Raw genomic sequence first — 14,529 nt, 5'->3', positions numbered from 1 at the left:
ATGGACGTCCCGACCCCTCGCTACCGCTGCCCGCTGGGGCGCCTGCAGCCCGAGCCGATGGACGTGGAGGCCGTCAAACGCCGCGGCTGGCGCGAGCAGCGCCTGCTCGTCGTCTGCCTCGACGACGACCGGCTCGACTGGATGGAACGCGAGCTGATCCGCCGAATCGGCGAGCGGCTCTACGGCGCACGGGAGGCGCGCCATGGCTGAGTGGACCGTCGAGCGTGTGGCCGAACGCTTCCGGGAGGCGGCCATCACCGCCCACCGCCTGCCGCCCGTGCGCGTGCAGGGCTACTTCAACACCTGGCCCGCGATCCGCCGCATGCCCTGGGAGACGCTGGGGGCCGAACCCTCGATCCGGCGCTTCCCGCCCGCACCCGAGACGGTCGAGCGGATGCTCGAGACCATGCGCTGGGTCTTGTGGCTGGAGGAAGAGGAACGCCACCTGGTATGGATGCGCGCCGAGCGCCACCGCTGGCGCGAGATCTGCGCCCGCTTCGGCTGCGACCGGACCACCGCCTGGCGGCGGTGGCAGCGGGCGTTGCATTTGGTGGCCGATCACCTCAACGGCGTCGCCTTGACGGCGTAGTGTTTTGGCGTGATTTGGCGGGTGCGGTCGCGCATCCGCGCGCATCGGCGGCGAAATGCGGCTTTCGCCGCTGCAACAGATTCGCCGGTCCGGGGGTAGGATTGCAGCTATCTTCTGGACAGCGGTGACGGTCGAGGAAGCCGCCCGGGCATTCACGGGTCCTTCCTGGCCAATAGCCCATGCGGGGGGCGCGAGCGCGGCATTCGCCTAGCGTCCGACTGCAAACCAAGGTTTGCAGGGTTTGCAGTTTGCACCCGCACCAGTCCGCACCCATCACGAGCCCGCCCGCGGTTTTCCGTCGGCGGGTTTTCCTTTTTCGAGGAACCGATTCTGAACACGCTCAACGTCGAGTACCGCAAGGTCGAGGCGCTGATTCCCTACGCCCGCAACCCGCGCACGCACACCGACGAGCAGGTGGCCAAGATCGCGGCCAGCATTGTCGAGTACGGCTGGACGAACCCGGTGCTGGTGGACGGCGACAACGGCATCATCGCGGGCCACGGCCGTTTGGCTGCCGCGCGCAAGCTGGGACTGGATCAGGTGCCGGTCATCGAACTGGCGCACTTGTCGCCGACGCAGAAGCGCGCCTACGTCATCTCCGACAACCGGCTGGCGCTCGATGCGGGATGGAACGGGGAACTACTGGCGCTGGAACTGGCCGAGCTGTCCGAGGCCGGGTACGACCTTGGGCTGACCGGTTTCGAGGATGCCGAGATCGAGGCACTGCTCGCCGACGACGTGGTCTCCGATGAGGCCGACCAGGAGCAGCAGGACGCAACGGACGGCGACGAACCGGACGCCGCTGACGACGTGCCGGATGCACCCGTGGTGCCGGTGTCGCGCACCGGCGATGTCTGGGCCATCGGCCAGCATCGCCTGATCTGCGGCGACGCGACCGACCGTGCCGTGGTCGGCACGCTGATGCAAGGCGACATGGCTCGCCTGTGCTTCACCTCACCGCCTTACGGCAATCAGCGTGACTACACCTCGGGCGGCATCGCCGACTGGGATGGCCTGATGCGCGGCGTGTTCGCCCATCTGCCGATGGCTCAGGATGGCCAGGTGCTGGTCAACCTCGGGCTGATCCACCGCGACAACGAGGTCATCCCGTATTGGGATGCGTGGCTCGGTTGGATGCGCCAGCAGGGCTGGCGGCGTTTCGCGTGGTACGTCTGGGATCAGGGCCCGGGCATGCCCGGCGACTGGGCGGGCCGCTTCGCGCCAAGCTTCGAATTCGTTTTTCACTTCAACCGCCAGAGCCGCAAGCCGAACAAGATCGTGCCGTGCAAGCATGCTGGCCAGGAATCGCACCTGCGTGCTGACGGGTCGTCCACGGCAATGCGCGGCAAGGATGGCGAGGTGGGCGGCTGGACGCACAAGGGCCAGCCGACACAGGACACCCGCATTCCCGACTCGGTGATCCGCGTGATGCGCCACAAGGGCAAGATCGGGCAGGACATCGACCACCCGGCCGTGTTCCCGGTCGCGCTGCCGGAGTTCGTCATCGAGGCCTACACCGATTCGGGCGACATCGTGTTCGAGCCCTTCGGTGGCAGCGGCACGACGATGCTGGCTGCAGAGCGCACCGGTCGGATCTGTCGCACGGTCGAAATCGCGCCGGAGTACGTGGATGTTGCGATCAAGCGCTTCCAGCAGAACCACCCTGGCGTGCCCGTCACACTGCTGGCCACAGGCCAGTCCTTCGACCACGTCGCCAACGAGCGTCTGGCCACCACGGAGGCCGAGCAATGAACGCCTCCTGGTTGGCCGACAAGATCGAGCAGTGGCCCACAGGCAAGCTGCTGCCCTACGCCCGCAACGCGCGCACCCACTCGGATGAACAGGTGGCGCAAATCGCTGCGTCGATTGCCGAGTTCGGGTTCACCAATCCGATCCTGGCGGGTAGCGACGGCGTGATCGTCGCCGGGCACGGTCGGCTCGCCGCCGCGCAGAAACTCGGGTTGGAGGTGGTGCCGGTGGTCGTGCTCGACCATCTGAGCCCGACCCAGCGCCGGGCGCTGGTCATCGCGGACAACCGCATCGCCGAGAACGCCGGGTGGGATGACGCGATGCTGCGCATCGAGATCGCGGCCCTGCAGGACGATGACTTTGACCTGTCGCTCACCGGCTTCGATGCCGACGCGCTGGCCGAGTTGATGGCGGGCGACGAGCCGGATACTGAGGGCGAAGCCGATGACGATGCGGTGCCCGAGGTCAGCGAGACGCCGGTCTCGCGTCCGGGCGACGTCTGGCTGCTCGGTGGTCACCGCCTGCTGTGCGGCGACTCCACTCTGGCCGAAAGCTACGAGCGACTACTGGAAGGCGAGCAGGTGGACATGGTCTTCACCGATCCGCCGTACAACGTGAACTACGCCAACAGTGCCAAGGACAAGATGCGCGGCAAGGATCGCGCGATCCTGAACGACAACCTGGGCGACGGCTTCTGCGACTTCCTGCTGGCGGCGCTGACGCCCACCGTCGCGCATTGCCGGGGCGGCATCTACGTGGCGATGTCCTCCAGCGAACTCGACGTGCTGCAGGCGGCGTTCCGCGCCGCCGGTGGCCACTGGTCGACGTTCATCATCTGGGCGAAGAACACCTTCACGCTGGGTCGCGCCGACTACCAGCGCCAGTACGAGCCGATTCTGTACGGATGGCCCGAAGGGGTGCAACGCCACTGGTGCGGCGACCGTGATCAGGGCGACGTGTGGCAAATCAAGAAGCCGCAGAAGAACGACCTGCACCCGACGATGAAACCGGTGGAGCTGGTCGAGCGGGCGATCCGCAATTCGAGCCGCCCCGGCAACGTGGTGCTGGACCCGTTCGGCGGCTCTGGCACGACGCTGATCGCCGCCGAGAAATCGGGGCGGCTGGCGCGGCTGATCGAACTCGACCCGAAGTACGTCGACGTGATTGTGCGCCGCTGGCAGGACTGGACTGGGAAACGTGCCACCCGCGAGGCGGATGGCATGGCGTTCGATCAGGCGGCCCGCGACTCGTCGGTGATCTCGCAGTGAATCACGAAGCCCGTCAGGTAGGGCAGACCGCGCGGGATGCCGTATTGCTTGCTGGTCTGGCGTCCAATCGTCCAGCCCATCCACTGTCGGGTGGCGGCGTTGATCGCGTCCGTCAAGGTCTGGCCCCGGTACAGCCCGTTCTGAACCTCGTCGGCAAAGTGGCGGCCGTGTCGGCTGTCGAGGAAGATCCGCACCGATTCGAGGGGCTGGCCGGTGGCGTCCGAAATGGCGTTCATCGCCAAGGGCCACGCAGCGCTGGCGTGCTCGTTCATCGTGCCCCAAAAGCCCCAGGCTTCGTTCTGGGTGGCAGGGATCTGGTTGGTGGTCATCTCGGGCTCCTTCGGGTTGATCGTTGCGACGTCCGTAGTAACGCGCTGCTCGATTGAGAAGCCAAGCGCCGCTTGGCCTCTTTCTCGATCTTTCTGATCAGGCGATGCGGTAGACCCGCTCGCCGCCCTGAGCCTTGTCCGAGACGATGGTCAGGCCGAGCTTCTTCTTGAAGGCTCCGGCGAAGGTGCCGCGCACCGTGTGCGCCTGCCAGCCCGTGGCGTCGCAGATCTGGCGCACCGTCGCGCCCTCTGCGCGCTGCAGCATCCGGATGACTTCGGCCTGCTTGCTGTTTTCGCGGGTGCGCGGCTTGGCCTGCGTGGTCTTGTCCTGGGCCCACTCGGCCTCGGCGGCCGTCACGGCGGCCTCGATCTCCGGGTCGGCGTCCAGGGGCGCGGGACGGGCGCGACCCATCGCGTCGTAGCCCTCGGCGGCGACGAACCAGTCGTTGCCGTCGGTGGTGATCAGGGCGCGGTTGAACAGGCCGTCTAGCACTTTCTTGCGTGCGCCGCCTTTGATGTTGTCAGGGAACCAGTCGATCTTGCCGCCGGTGTGTTCGAGGGCGTAGGCCAGGATCGCGTGCTGGGCCGGGGTCAGTTGGCTGGTGGTCATTTGCTGCTCCTTCGGGGTGGTTGATGGGTGACGTGATGAACGCGCTGTTCCAGAGAGAAGCCAAGCTGATTCCGGGGGAATGACGAACAAATGAATGAAGGGGCCGCTGGTTCTCAAAATGGGCATCTCGATACGCGCTTACGCCCGCCACCGGGGCGTAACCGACACCGCTGTTCACAAGGCCATCCGGGCTGGGCGCATCACGCCGGAAGCTGACGGCACCATCGACGCCGACCGCGCGGATCGGGAGTGGGCACGCAACTCGGATGCTCCCAAGGCGGGGACGCGCGCCAAGGCCACGAAGGTCGCCGTACCGGAAGGCGGTGGCGACGGTCCCGCCGCCCTTCCTGCTGGCGGTGCGTCGCTGCTTCAGGCGCGCACGGTCAACGAGGTGGTCAAGGCGCAGACGAACAAGGTGCGGCTGGCCCGGCTCAAGGGCGAGCTGGTGGATCGGCCGCAGGCCATCGCCCATGTCTTCAAGCTGGCGCGCTCCGAGCGCGATGCGTGGCTGAACTGGCCCGCTCGCATCTCCGCGCAGATGGCGGCCAAGCTCGGGGTCGCCCCGCACACGATGCATGTCGCGCTCGAGGCCGCCGTGCGCGAGCACTTGCAGGAACTTGGCGATCTGCGCCCGCGCGTGGACTGAACAGGAACAAATGGACGTCGATTACGAAGGCGCAGCCGAAATCGAACGCGCGTGGCGCGAGGGCTTGACGCCCGATCCGCTGCTCACGGTGTCCGAATGGTCGGATCGGCATCGGATGCTCTCCAGCAAGGCATCCGCCGAACCGGGCCGCTGGCGCACCAGCCGCACGCCGTACCTGAAGGCCATCATGGATTGCCTGTCCCCGACCTCGCCGGTCGAGCGCGTGGTGTTCATGAAGGCTGCCCAGCTCGGCGCGACCGAGATGGGATCGAACTGGATCGGCTACGTCATCCACCATGCGCCGGGCCCGATGATGGCGGTCTGGCCGACGGTCGAGATGGCCAAGCGCAACTCCAAGCAGCGCATCGACCCGCTGATCGAGGAATCGGGCGTGCTGGCCGAGTTGATCGCTCCGGCTCGCTCGCGCGATTCGGGCAACACGATTCTGGCCAAGGAGTTTCGCGGCGGCGTGCTGGTGATGACCGGCGCGAACAGCGCGGTCGGCCTGCGCTCGATGCCGGTGCGCTACCTGTTCCTCGACGAGGTGGACGGCTACCCGCTGGACGTCGAGGGCGAAGGCGACGCGATCTCGCTGGCGGAGGCGCGCACGCGCACCTTCGCGCGCCGGAAGATCTTCATCGTTTCCACGCCGACGATCTCGGGCGCATCGGCCATCGAGCGCGAGTACGAGGCCAGCGACCAGCGCCGCTACTTCGTGCCGTGCCCGCATTGCTCGCACCGGCAGTGGCTGCGCTTCGAGCAGTTGCGCTGGGACAAGGGCGCGCCGGAGACGGCGGCCTATGTCTGCGAATCCTGCGACACCGCGATTGCGGAGCACCACAAGACGTGGATGCTCGAACACGGCGAGTGGCGCGCGATGGTCGAGGACGGTGCGCCGCGCACGGCGGGCTTTCACCTGTCCTCGCTATACAGCCCGGTCGGCTGGCGCGCGTGGCGCGACATCGCCGCCGCGTGGGAAGCGGCGGTCAGCAAGGAATCCGGTTCCGCCGCCGCGATCAAGACCTTCAAGAACACCGAACTCGGCGAAACGTGGGTCGAGGAAGGTGAAGCGCCCGACTGGCAGCGGCTGGTCGAACGCCGCGAGGATTACCGCATCGGCACGGTGCCGCAAGGCGGTCTGCTGCTGGTGGGCGGCGCGGACGTGCAGAAGGATCGCATCGAAGTCTCGGTCTGGGCCTTCGGACGCGGTAAGGAAGCATGGCTCGTCGAGCACCGCGTGCTGATGGGCGACACCGCGCGTGAGCAGGTGTGGAAGCGTCTGGCCGAGATGCTCGACGAAACCTGGACGCACGCCACGGGCGCGGCGATGCCGCTGGCACGCTTCGCGCTCGACACCGGCTTTGCCACGCAGGAAGCCTACGCCTTCGTGCGCGCCTGCCGCGATGCGCGCGTGATGGCCGTCAAGGGCGCATCGCGCGGCGCGGCGCTGATCGGCACGCCGACGGCGGTCGATGTCTCGCGCGACGGGAAGAAGCTGCGCCGTGGCATCAAGGTATTCACCGTCGCGGTCGGCATCGCCAAGCTGGAGCTTTACAACAACCTGCGCAAGGCGGCCAACGTCGGCGAGGACGGCGTCACCACGACGTTCCCCGCAGGCTTCGTCCACCTGCCCAAGATCGACGCGGAGTTCACCCAGCAGCTCTGTGCCGAACAACTGATCACCCGCCGCGACCGCAACGGTTTCCCCGTGCGCGAATGGCAAAAGATGCGCGAGCGCAACGAGGCGCTCGACTGCTACGTCTATGCCCGCGCCGCCGCAGCGGCGGCGGGCCTGGATCGCTTCGAGGAGCGTCACTGGCGCGAACTGGAGCGACAACTCGGCATGGAGCGTCCACCGGACGATTCGCCGCCGCTCGAACCGACACATCCCAACGAGGCCACCCACAGCGGTGGCCTTTCTGCTTCTGGAACCCGCAACGGCAGCCGGCGCGTGATCAAGAGCCGCTGGCTGACCCGATGAGAGAAGACCTTTGACCTACACCACCACCCAACTCGATGCGCTCAAGCGCGCGCTGGCCACTGGCGAGCGCCGCGTGAGCTTCGGCGACAAGACGGTCGAGTACCGCTCGGTCGAGGAACTGCAGGTCGCTATTCGCATCGTCGAAGCGGAACTTGCGCGCAGCGTCGGTCGGAGCACCAAGCGTCAGATCCGTGTCACCACGGGCAAGGGCTTCTGACATGGCGTGGTTCTCCCAAACCGTGCGCCGCCTGTTCGGCCAATCGCCCGTCCATGAAGCCGCCGGCCGTGGCCGCCGCGCGCTGGCGTGGATGCCCGGCAATCCCGGCGCGGTCGCCGCGATGCTGGCCACCCACACCGACCTGCGCGTCAAGAGCCGCGACCTCGTGCGCCGCAATGCGTGGGCGCAGGCCGCGCTCGACGCCTTCGTCGCCAACGCGGTCGGCACCGGCATCAAGCCGCAGAGCCTGTCGGACGACGAAGACTTCAAGGCCGACGTGCAGGCGCTGTGGCGCGACTGGACCGAGGAAGCCGACGCGGCGGGCCAAACCGATTTCTACGGCCTGCAAGCCTTGGCCTGCCGTTCGATGCTCGAAGGCGGCGAATGCCTGATCCGGCTACGGCCGCGCCGTGTCGAGGATGGCTTGGTCGTGCCCTTGCAGCTTCAACTGCTGGAGTCGGAGCACCTGCCGATCCACCTCACCACCGATCTGCCCTCCGGCAACGTGGTGCGCTCGGGCATCGAGTTCGACGCGCTGGGCCGCCGTGTGGCCTACCACCTGTACCGCTCGCACCCCGAGGACGGACGGCTCGCGCCGATGTCGGGCCAGGGCGGGATGGAGACCGTGCGCGTGGACGCGCGCGAGGTCATCCACCTCTACCGCGTGCTGCGTCCCGGCCAGATCCGCGGCGAGCCGTGGCTGTCGCGCGCGCTGGTCAAGCTCAACGAACTCGACCAGTACGACGACGCCGAACTGGTGCGCAAGAAGACCGCCGCGATGTTCGCGGGCTTCGTCACGCGCCAGAACCCCGAGGACAACCTGATGGGCGAAGGCCCGGCCGATGGCGACGGCATCGCGCTCGCCGGGCTGGAGCCGGGCACGCTGCAGATTCTGGAGCCGGGCGAGGACATCAAGTTCTCCGATCCGGCGGACGTGGGCGGCTCGTATTCGGAGTTCCTGCGCACGCAGTTCCGCGCGGTCGCCGCCGCCATCGGCATCACCTACGAGCAACTGACCGGCGACCTGACGGGCGTGAACTACTCGTCCATCCGCGCCGGACTGCTTGAGTTCCGCCGCCGCTGCGAGATGGTGCAGCACTCGGTGCTGGTCCATCAGATGTGTCGCCCGGTGTGGGCGACGTGGATGAAGCAGGCCGTGCTCGCCGGCTCGCTCGATGCGCCGGGTTTCGCGCGCGGTGGGCCGGCGCGCCGCCGCCAGTACCTGCAAGCCAAGTGGATTCCGCAGGGCTGGCAGTGGGTCGATCCCGAGAAGGAATACAAGGCCATGCTGCTGGCGATCCGTGCGGGCCTGATGAGCCGCTCGGAAGCCATCTCGGCCAACGGTTACGACGCCGAAGACGTCGACCGCGAGATCGCCGCAGACAACAAGCGCGCCGACGACCTCGGCCTGATCTTCGATTCCGACCCTCGCTACACGTCGAAGGACGGCGCGAATGTGCGTGATGGGGCGGAACCCAACCGCAACGCCATCGCGCCCGACGCCACCGGCGGCGACTCCTCCGCCTGACCGCTTTCCCCGAAGGATTCCCATGACCGTGCTGCCTCATCTGGCGGCTCGCCTGTTCGGCGTGCCGCTGGCGATCCATCGCCCGAAACTCGACGTCATCCTCTCCGTGCTCGGCGCACGCATCGGCCTCGCCGATCTCGCCGCGCCCGTGGGTTACACGCCAACGGCGCGCGCGCCCACGCCGGTCAGCGGCAAGGTCGCTGTCATCCCGATCCACGGCACGCTGGTGCGCCGCACCTCTGGCCTCGAAGCCGAGTCGGGCCTCGCCAGCTACGCCGGCATCGCCGCGCAACTGGACGCCGCGCTCGCCAGCCCCGAGGTCGCGGCCATCCTGCTCGACATCGATTCACCGGGCGGCGAGTCGGGCGGCGTGTTCGATCTGGCCGACCGCATCCGGGCGGCGTCGCAGCTGAAGCCGGTCTGGGCCGTGGCCAACGACATGGCATTCTCGGCCGCCTATGCGCTGGCGTCCGCCGCCACCCGCGTGTTCGTCGCGCGCACCGGTGGTGTCGGTTCGATTGGCGTCATTGCGATGCACGTCGATCAGTCCGCCAAGGACGCCAAAGACGGCGTTCGCTACACCGCCGTGTTCGCGGGCGAGCGCAAGAACGACCTCAACCCGCACGAGCCGATTTCCGACGCCGCGCACGCGGTGCTCAAGGCCGAGGTGGATCGCGTCTACGAGCTGTTCGTCGAGACCGTCGCGCGCCATCGCGGCCTCGACGCGGGTGCCGTGCGCGCCACCGAAGCCGGCCTGTTCTTCGGCCCGAATGCCGTCGCCACCGGACTGGCCGATGCCGTCGGAGGTTTCGACGACGCGCTCGCCCAGCTCACGCAATCGCTTTCCCCACTCCCGACTCTGGTGACTCCGGCCAGCCAAGCGGGCTTACGCGCCGCCGGGCCGTCCCAAGGCAAGCGCGCCCCCTCGGGGGGCAGCGAGCCGCAGGCGCAGCTTGGGGGCCATTTTCGCAACCACCCGATGGAGTCTTCCATGAATGAACGATCCGACCCCACTGCTCTTGATCGGCCTCTTGCTGATCCTGCTGGCAGTCCTCCTCAACCGTCCGCCGGCACCACGTTGAGTGTGCTTGAGGCCATCGAGATCGCACAGACCTGCACGCTCGCCGGTCGCGCCGACCTGATCGCAGGCTTCCTCGAAACCAACACCGCGCCCGCCCAGGTGCGCAGCCGACTGCTCGCGGCGCAGGCCGAGGCCAGTCCCGAAATCGTCAGCCGCATCGCGCCCGATGCCGCGCGTCCTGCGGCCAGCAATCCGCTGATCGACGCGGCCAAGCAGCTCGCGGCGCAATCCACCAAGAAGGAGATCTGAAATGTCCGTTCTCGCCGAACCGCTGAATCTGGGCGACCTGCTCAAGTTTGAGGCGCCCAACCTCTACTCGCGCGACCGCGTCACGGTCGCCTCCGGCCAGAACCTGCCGCTGGGCGCGGTCATCGGCATCGTCACCGCCACCGGAAAAGTCACACGGATCGACCCGTCCGCCACCGACGGCACGCAGGTCGCCGCCGGCGTGCTGCTGCAAGCTTGCGACGCGACGCTCGCCGACCGCGACGACGGCCTGATCGTCGCGCGCCACGCCATTGTCGCCGACCACGCGCTCGTGTGGCCCGCGGCCATCACCAACGCCGAAAAACTCAGCGTCGTGGCGCAGCTCAAGGCGCTGGGCGTGCTCGTCCGTCAAGGAGCCTGACCATGAATAACCCCTTCAGCAATCCCGCATTCTCGATGGCCGCGCTGACCGCCGCCATCAACATCCTGCCCAACCGCTACGGGCGCCTGGAAGAACTGAACCTGATGCCACCCAAGCCGGTGCGCCAGCGCCAGATCGTCGTCGAGGAAATGAACGGCGTGCTCAACCTGCTGCCCACGCTGCCGCCGGGTTCGCCCGGCACGGTCGGCGTGCGCGGCAAGCGCAAGCTGCGCTCCTTCGTCGTGCCGCACATCCCGCACGACGACGTGGTGCTGCCCGAGGAGGTGCAAGGCATCCGCGCCTTCGGTTCGGAAACCGAAACCGAGACGGTCGCGGGCGTGGTCGCGCGCCATCTGGAGACGATGCGCAACAAGCACGCGATCACGCTGGAGCACCTGCGTGTCGGCGCGCTCAAGGGCGTGATCCTCGACGCGGACGGCTCGGTGCTCTACGACCTGTTCGATGCCTTCGAGATCGCGCAGCAGACGGTGTCCTTCGAGCTAGGCACGGCGGGCACCAACGTCAAAGCCAAGTGCGGCACGGTGCTGGCGACCATCGAGGAAAACCTCAAGGGCGAGTTCATGAACGGCGTCCACTGCCTGTGCTCGCCGGAGTTCTTCGCCGCGCTCACCGGCCACGCCAAGGTCGAGAAGGCGTTCGAGAACTGGCAGAACGGAGCCATCCTCATCAACGACATCCGTCGCGGCTTCACCTACGGCGGCATCACCTTCGAGGAGTACCGGGGCCAGGCTACGGACGCCAGCGGCACCGCGCGCCGCTTCATCGCCGCCGGTGAGGCGCACGCCTTTCCGCTGGGCACCATCGACACCTTCGGCACCTACTTCGCGCCGGCGGACTTCAACGAGACCGTCAACACGGTCGGCCAGCCACTGTATGCCAAGCAGGAGCCGCGCAAGTTCGACCGGGGCACGGACCTGCACACCCAGTCGAACCCGCTGCCCATGTGCCACCGCCCGGGCGTGCTGGTGAAGCTGACCGTCTAATGGTGCGCGTCGAGGAGCTGTACGCGGCGGCCGCGGACGCGGGGCTGCTGGTGGATGCAGAGGTCGGCGGGCAGATCGTCATGGTGGACTTCCTTGCCCCGGACGAGACCGTGCTCGATGGCCTCGCGCTCTCCACCGACTACACGATGCGCTTCCTCGCCTCGGCTCTGCCCGATCTGGCCGTGGGCCAGGTCGTGAGCATCGGTGGCACGAGCTACCGCGTGCGCGACGTGCGGGCCATCGGTGATGGCAGCGAGCGGCGTGCCGATCTCACCCGCATTTGAGGACTCTGCCTATGAACTCCATCCGTGAGCGCATCTTGCGGGAGGTCGTGGCCCGTCTGTCGGCCGCTGTCGCACCCGTTCCAGTGCTGCGACAACCGGCCGTGCCGGTCACCCGCGACGCGAGCCCCGCGCTGCTGCTCTTCGCCGAGAGCGACCGCATCACCGGCTACGCCAACCACCTCGTCGACCGGGTGCTGACGCTGCGCCTCACCGTGGTGGCGCGCGGCGATGACGCGTTCGACCAGGCCGACCGGGCGATGGTAGACGCCCACTCGGCGCTGATGCCTGACGCGACCCTCGGCGGCCTCGCGCTCCTGCTGCACGAGGTCGATGCCGAGTGGGATGCCGAGGATGCCGACGCTGGCGCCGTCGCGCTGCCGGCCCGCTACGAGATCCGCTACCGCACCCATGCCATGGACCTGACCCAGAAAGGATGACTTGCCATGACCGTTGAACTCATCAAACCCCACACCCATGCCGGCGTGCAGTGCGTCCCCGGCACGCGCCTCGACGTCGACGAGGCCACCGCACGCTGGCTGATCGAACGCGGCGTCGCCAAACCTACCGAGGCGCCCGATGAGCCGGGCGTCAAACCGCAATTCACCGCACGCAAGGGAGACTGACCATGCCGTATTTCTCTGGACAAGGCCGTGTCTACATCGGCGCCCGCGACGCTGCCGGCAACCCGCAAGGGCTGAGTTTTGTCGGCAACGTGCCCGAGCTCAAGGTCTCGCTGTCGGTGGAAACGCTGGAACATCAGGAATCGACCAGCGGACAACGCCTGACCGACCTGCAGCTGATCAAGACCAAGAAGGGCGAATTCGCCTGCACGCTGGAAGAGCTGATCGCGGTGAATCTGGGCCTGGCGCTCTACGGCACGACCATCGAACAGGTCAGCGGCACGGTGACGGCCGAGGCACTGCCCAACCCGGTCACGGCAGGAAGCCTGTACCTGCTCGCCAAGCAGAACGTCTCCTCTGTGGTGGTCAAGGACGCCTCGGGCACGCCCAAGACGCTGCCCGCCGCCCAGTACAGCCTCAATGCGAAGCACGGATCGCTGGTCATCAACGACAAGACGACGGGCGGCCCCTACGTGGAGCCGTTCAAGGTCGACTACGCCTATGGAACCGCGCAATCCACCGCGTTGTTCACGCAGCCGCTGCCGGAGCGCTGGGTGCGTTTCGAAGGCCTGAACATCGCCGACAGCAACCGCGAGGTGGTGATCGACCTGTACCGCGTGGCGATCAACCCGGCCAAGGAACTGTCGGTGATCACCGACGAACTGCTGAAGTTCGAGCTTTCCGGACAGGTGCTGGCGGACACGCTCAAGCCCGCTGCCGGCGACCTCGGTCAGTTCGGCCGCATCGTGCTGCTGTGAGGAGTACACGATGACCACCTCTGACCTGGATGTTCTCGTCCCGCAAACCCAATCCCTGGAGATCGCCGGGCAGCGCCTGACGATCAGCCCGCTGGTAATCGGCGAGCTGCCCGCGATGCTCAAGGCCGTGCGGCCCTTTGCCGAGCAGCTGACCGGCGAGCCGGACTGGCTGGCTTTGCTCTGTGAACACGGCGATTCCTTGCTCACCGCTCTGGCGTTGGCCAGCCGACGCCCGCGTGAATGGGTGGACGCGCTGGCGCTCGACGACGCGATCACGCTCGCCGCCACGGTGTTCGAGGTGAACGCGGATTTTTTCGTGCACCGGGTCGCGCCGAAGGTCAGCACGCTCGCGCAGTCTCTGAGCGGACGGTTGGCTGGAGCGACGCCATCGCCCGCCTGATCCGCAGTGGCCACCGCTACCCGGACATCCTCGGCTACACGCTGGGCCAGCTGAACGCGTTTCTGGCCGCCGACAGCCGTCTCGAGCGCGAACGGCTCTCCACCCAGCTCGCGGTCATGACCACCGCCGCCCAGGGCAACCGCGAAGGCATCCGTCAGCTCCAGGCCGAACTCCAACAGGGAATGCGCGATGAAGATCGATCTGGTCGCTGAGGGCTTGCTGGATCGTCGTCGCTTCAACGCCTGGCAAACCGATACCCACAAAACGATCCACACCGCCGTCGCCCGCGCGATGCGGGATTCCGGCAAAGAGATGGCCGAGCGGGTGCGGGGCGAAATGCGCGCCAGCTTCAAGGTTGCAAGTCCCAAGTTCCTCCGGTCGATGCACGCCAAGGTGTTCGACCGTAAAGCCACGGAATTTCCGGCGCTCTACATCGGCTCGAAGGTGTCCTGGCTGGGCCTGCACGAACAGGGAGGAACGATTCGGGGGCGGATGCTGATCCCGCTGCTGCCGCAACACCGGCGTATCGGACGCAAGGCGTTTGCCCGGGTGATCGATGCGCTGATGCGATCCGGCAATGCCTGGTTCGTCGAAAAGAACGGCCAGCAGATCCTAATGGCCGAGAACATCGGCGAGAACGCCCGGCCGCTGGCGCGCTTCCGCAGCGCCGAGCGGGAGCGCACCGGCGCCAAGCGCATCAAGCGTGGCCAGGAGATTCCTGTCGCCATGCTGGTGCGGCGCGTGACCCTCAAGAAACGTTTCGACCTTACCCGTTCGGTGCGGGTCGATCTTCCCCGCCTGACGGCGGCCATCAGCAAGGCAATGTCGAAGGTTTGA

19 protein-coding genes are annotated in these 14,529 nt (G+C 67.3%); 17 read left to right on the top strand and 2 right to left on the bottom strand.

Annotated features, from left to right (window positions below):
- From FOB47_RS25440 to FOB47_RS25425, 4 genes are all read left to right on the top strand, one after another.
- Nucleotides 1–210, top strand: coding sequence for a hypothetical protein (locus FOB47_RS25440; protein ID WP_053822765.1), 210 nt, complete (start codon nt 1–3; stop codon nt 208–210).
- Nucleotides 203–589, top strand: a complete 387-nt coding sequence (locus FOB47_RS25435; RefSeq protein ID WP_053822764.1) for a DUF6362 family protein — start codon at nt 203–205, stop codon at nt 587–589. The genes FOB47_RS25440 and FOB47_RS25435 overlap by 8 nt, the downstream gene beginning before the upstream one ends.
- 330 nt (nt 590–919) lie before the next feature.
- A complete protein-coding gene (locus tag FOB47_RS25430; protein ID WP_053822763.1) occupies nt 920–2,341 on the top strand; it encodes a site-specific DNA-methyltransferase in 1,422 nt (473 codons plus the stop codon).
- Nucleotides 2,338–3,606 carry a site-specific DNA-methyltransferase gene (locus FOB47_RS25425; RefSeq protein WP_053822762.1) on the top strand — a complete coding sequence of 423 codons (1,269 nt, stop codon included), beginning with the start codon at nt 2,338–2,340 and terminating at the stop codon, nt 3,604–3,606. The genes FOB47_RS25430 and FOB47_RS25425 overlap by 4 nt, the downstream gene beginning before the upstream one ends.
- Here the strand turns inward: FOB47_RS25425 and FOB47_RS25420 are convergent.
- Nucleotides 3,570–3,935 carry a hypothetical protein gene (locus tag FOB47_RS25420; protein WP_053822761.1) on the bottom strand — a complete coding sequence of 122 codons (366 nt, stop codon included), beginning with the start codon at nt 3,933–3,935 and terminating at the stop codon, nt 3,570–3,572. The two genes, FOB47_RS25425 and FOB47_RS25420, sit on opposite strands and share 37 nt — an antisense overlap.
- Before the next feature lie 97 nt (nt 3,936–4,032).
- Nucleotides 4,033–4,545 carry a DUF3489 domain-containing protein gene (locus FOB47_RS25415; protein ID WP_053822760.1) on the bottom strand — a complete coding sequence of 171 codons (513 nt, stop codon included), beginning with the start codon at nt 4,543–4,545 and terminating at the stop codon, nt 4,033–4,035.
- Between the two features lie 118 nt (nt 4,546–4,663).
- On the opposite strand from FOB47_RS25415, the gene FOB47_RS25410 reads away from it, so the two are divergent.
- From FOB47_RS25410 to FOB47_RS25350, 13 genes are all read left to right on the top strand, one after another.
- The gene (locus FOB47_RS25410) at nt 4,664–5,191 is read left to right on the top strand and encodes a hypothetical protein (RefSeq protein ID WP_053822759.1); all 528 of its coding nucleotides are present in this window, start codon (nt 4,664–4,666) and stop codon (nt 5,189–5,191) included.
- Nucleotides 5,192–5,201: 10 nt separating this feature from the next.
- Complete coding sequence (locus FOB47_RS25405; RefSeq protein ID WP_053822758.1) at nt 5,202–7,172, top strand: phage terminase large subunit family protein; 1,971 nt, start codon at nt 5,202–5,204, stop codon at nt 7,170–7,172.
- A gap of 10 nt (nt 7,173–7,182) precedes the next feature.
- On the top strand, nt 7,183–7,389 hold the full coding sequence (locus tag FOB47_RS25400) for a phage head-tail joining protein (protein WP_053822757.1): 207 nt from the start codon (nt 7,183–7,185) through the stop codon (nt 7,387–7,389).
- A 1-nt stretch (nt 7,390) separates the two neighbouring features.
- On the top strand, nt 7,391–8,917 hold the full coding sequence (locus FOB47_RS25395) for a phage portal protein (protein WP_053822756.1): 1,527 nt from the start codon (nt 7,391–7,393) through the stop codon (nt 8,915–8,917).
- A gap of 22 nt (nt 8,918–8,939) precedes the next feature.
- Entirely contained in the window at nt 8,940–10,247 is a 1,308-nt protein-coding gene (locus tag FOB47_RS25390; RefSeq protein ID WP_053822755.1) for a S49 family peptidase, read from the top strand.
- Nucleotide 10,248: 1 nt separating this feature from the next.
- Entirely contained in the window at nt 10,249–10,626 is a 378-nt protein-coding gene (locus FOB47_RS25385; RefSeq protein ID WP_053822754.1) for a head decoration protein, read from the top strand.
- A 2-nt stretch (nt 10,627–10,628) separates the two neighbouring features.
- Nucleotides 10,629–11,630, top strand: coding sequence for a major capsid protein (locus tag FOB47_RS25380; RefSeq protein WP_053822753.1), 1,002 nt, complete (start codon nt 10,629–10,631; stop codon nt 11,628–11,630).
- The gene (locus FOB47_RS25375; RefSeq protein WP_174782328.1) at nt 11,630–11,914 is read left to right on the top strand and encodes a head-tail joining protein; all 285 of its coding nucleotides are present in this window, start codon (nt 11,630–11,632) and stop codon (nt 11,912–11,914) included. The genes FOB47_RS25380 and FOB47_RS25375 overlap by 1 nt, the downstream gene beginning before the upstream one ends.
- 11 nt (nt 11,915–11,925) lie before the next feature.
- Nucleotides 11,926–12,351: a hypothetical protein gene (locus FOB47_RS25370; protein ID WP_053822752.1), complete on the top strand. Its 426-nt coding sequence runs from the start codon at nt 11,926–11,928 to the stop codon at nt 12,349–12,351.
- A gap of 6 nt (nt 12,352–12,357) precedes the next feature.
- The gene (locus tag FOB47_RS25365) at nt 12,358–12,537 is read left to right on the top strand and encodes a DUF7210 family protein (RefSeq protein ID WP_053822751.1); all 180 of its coding nucleotides are present in this window, start codon (nt 12,358–12,360) and stop codon (nt 12,535–12,537) included.
- A gap of 2 nt (nt 12,538–12,539) precedes the next feature.
- Nucleotides 12,540–13,292, top strand: a complete 753-nt coding sequence (locus FOB47_RS25360; RefSeq protein ID WP_060784898.1) for a phage tail tube protein — start codon at nt 12,540–12,542, stop codon at nt 13,290–13,292.
- A gap of 10 nt (nt 13,293–13,302) precedes the next feature.
- Entirely contained in the window at nt 13,303–13,692 is a 390-nt protein-coding gene (locus FOB47_RS25355) for a DUF6631 family protein (protein WP_060784897.1), read from the top strand.
- Nucleotides 13,693–13,881: 189 nt separating this feature from the next.
- The gene (locus tag FOB47_RS25350; RefSeq protein ID WP_053822749.1) at nt 13,882–14,529 is read left to right on the top strand and encodes a DUF6441 family protein; all 648 of its coding nucleotides are present in this window, start codon (nt 13,882–13,884) and stop codon (nt 14,527–14,529) included.

Source organism: Cupriavidus gilardii (genome assembly GCF_013347325.1).
Taxonomy (GTDB): domain Bacteria; phylum Pseudomonadota; class Gammaproteobacteria; order Burkholderiales; family Burkholderiaceae; genus Cupriavidus; species Cupriavidus gilardii.
This window is presented reverse-complemented; position numbering and strand designations above follow the sequence as displayed.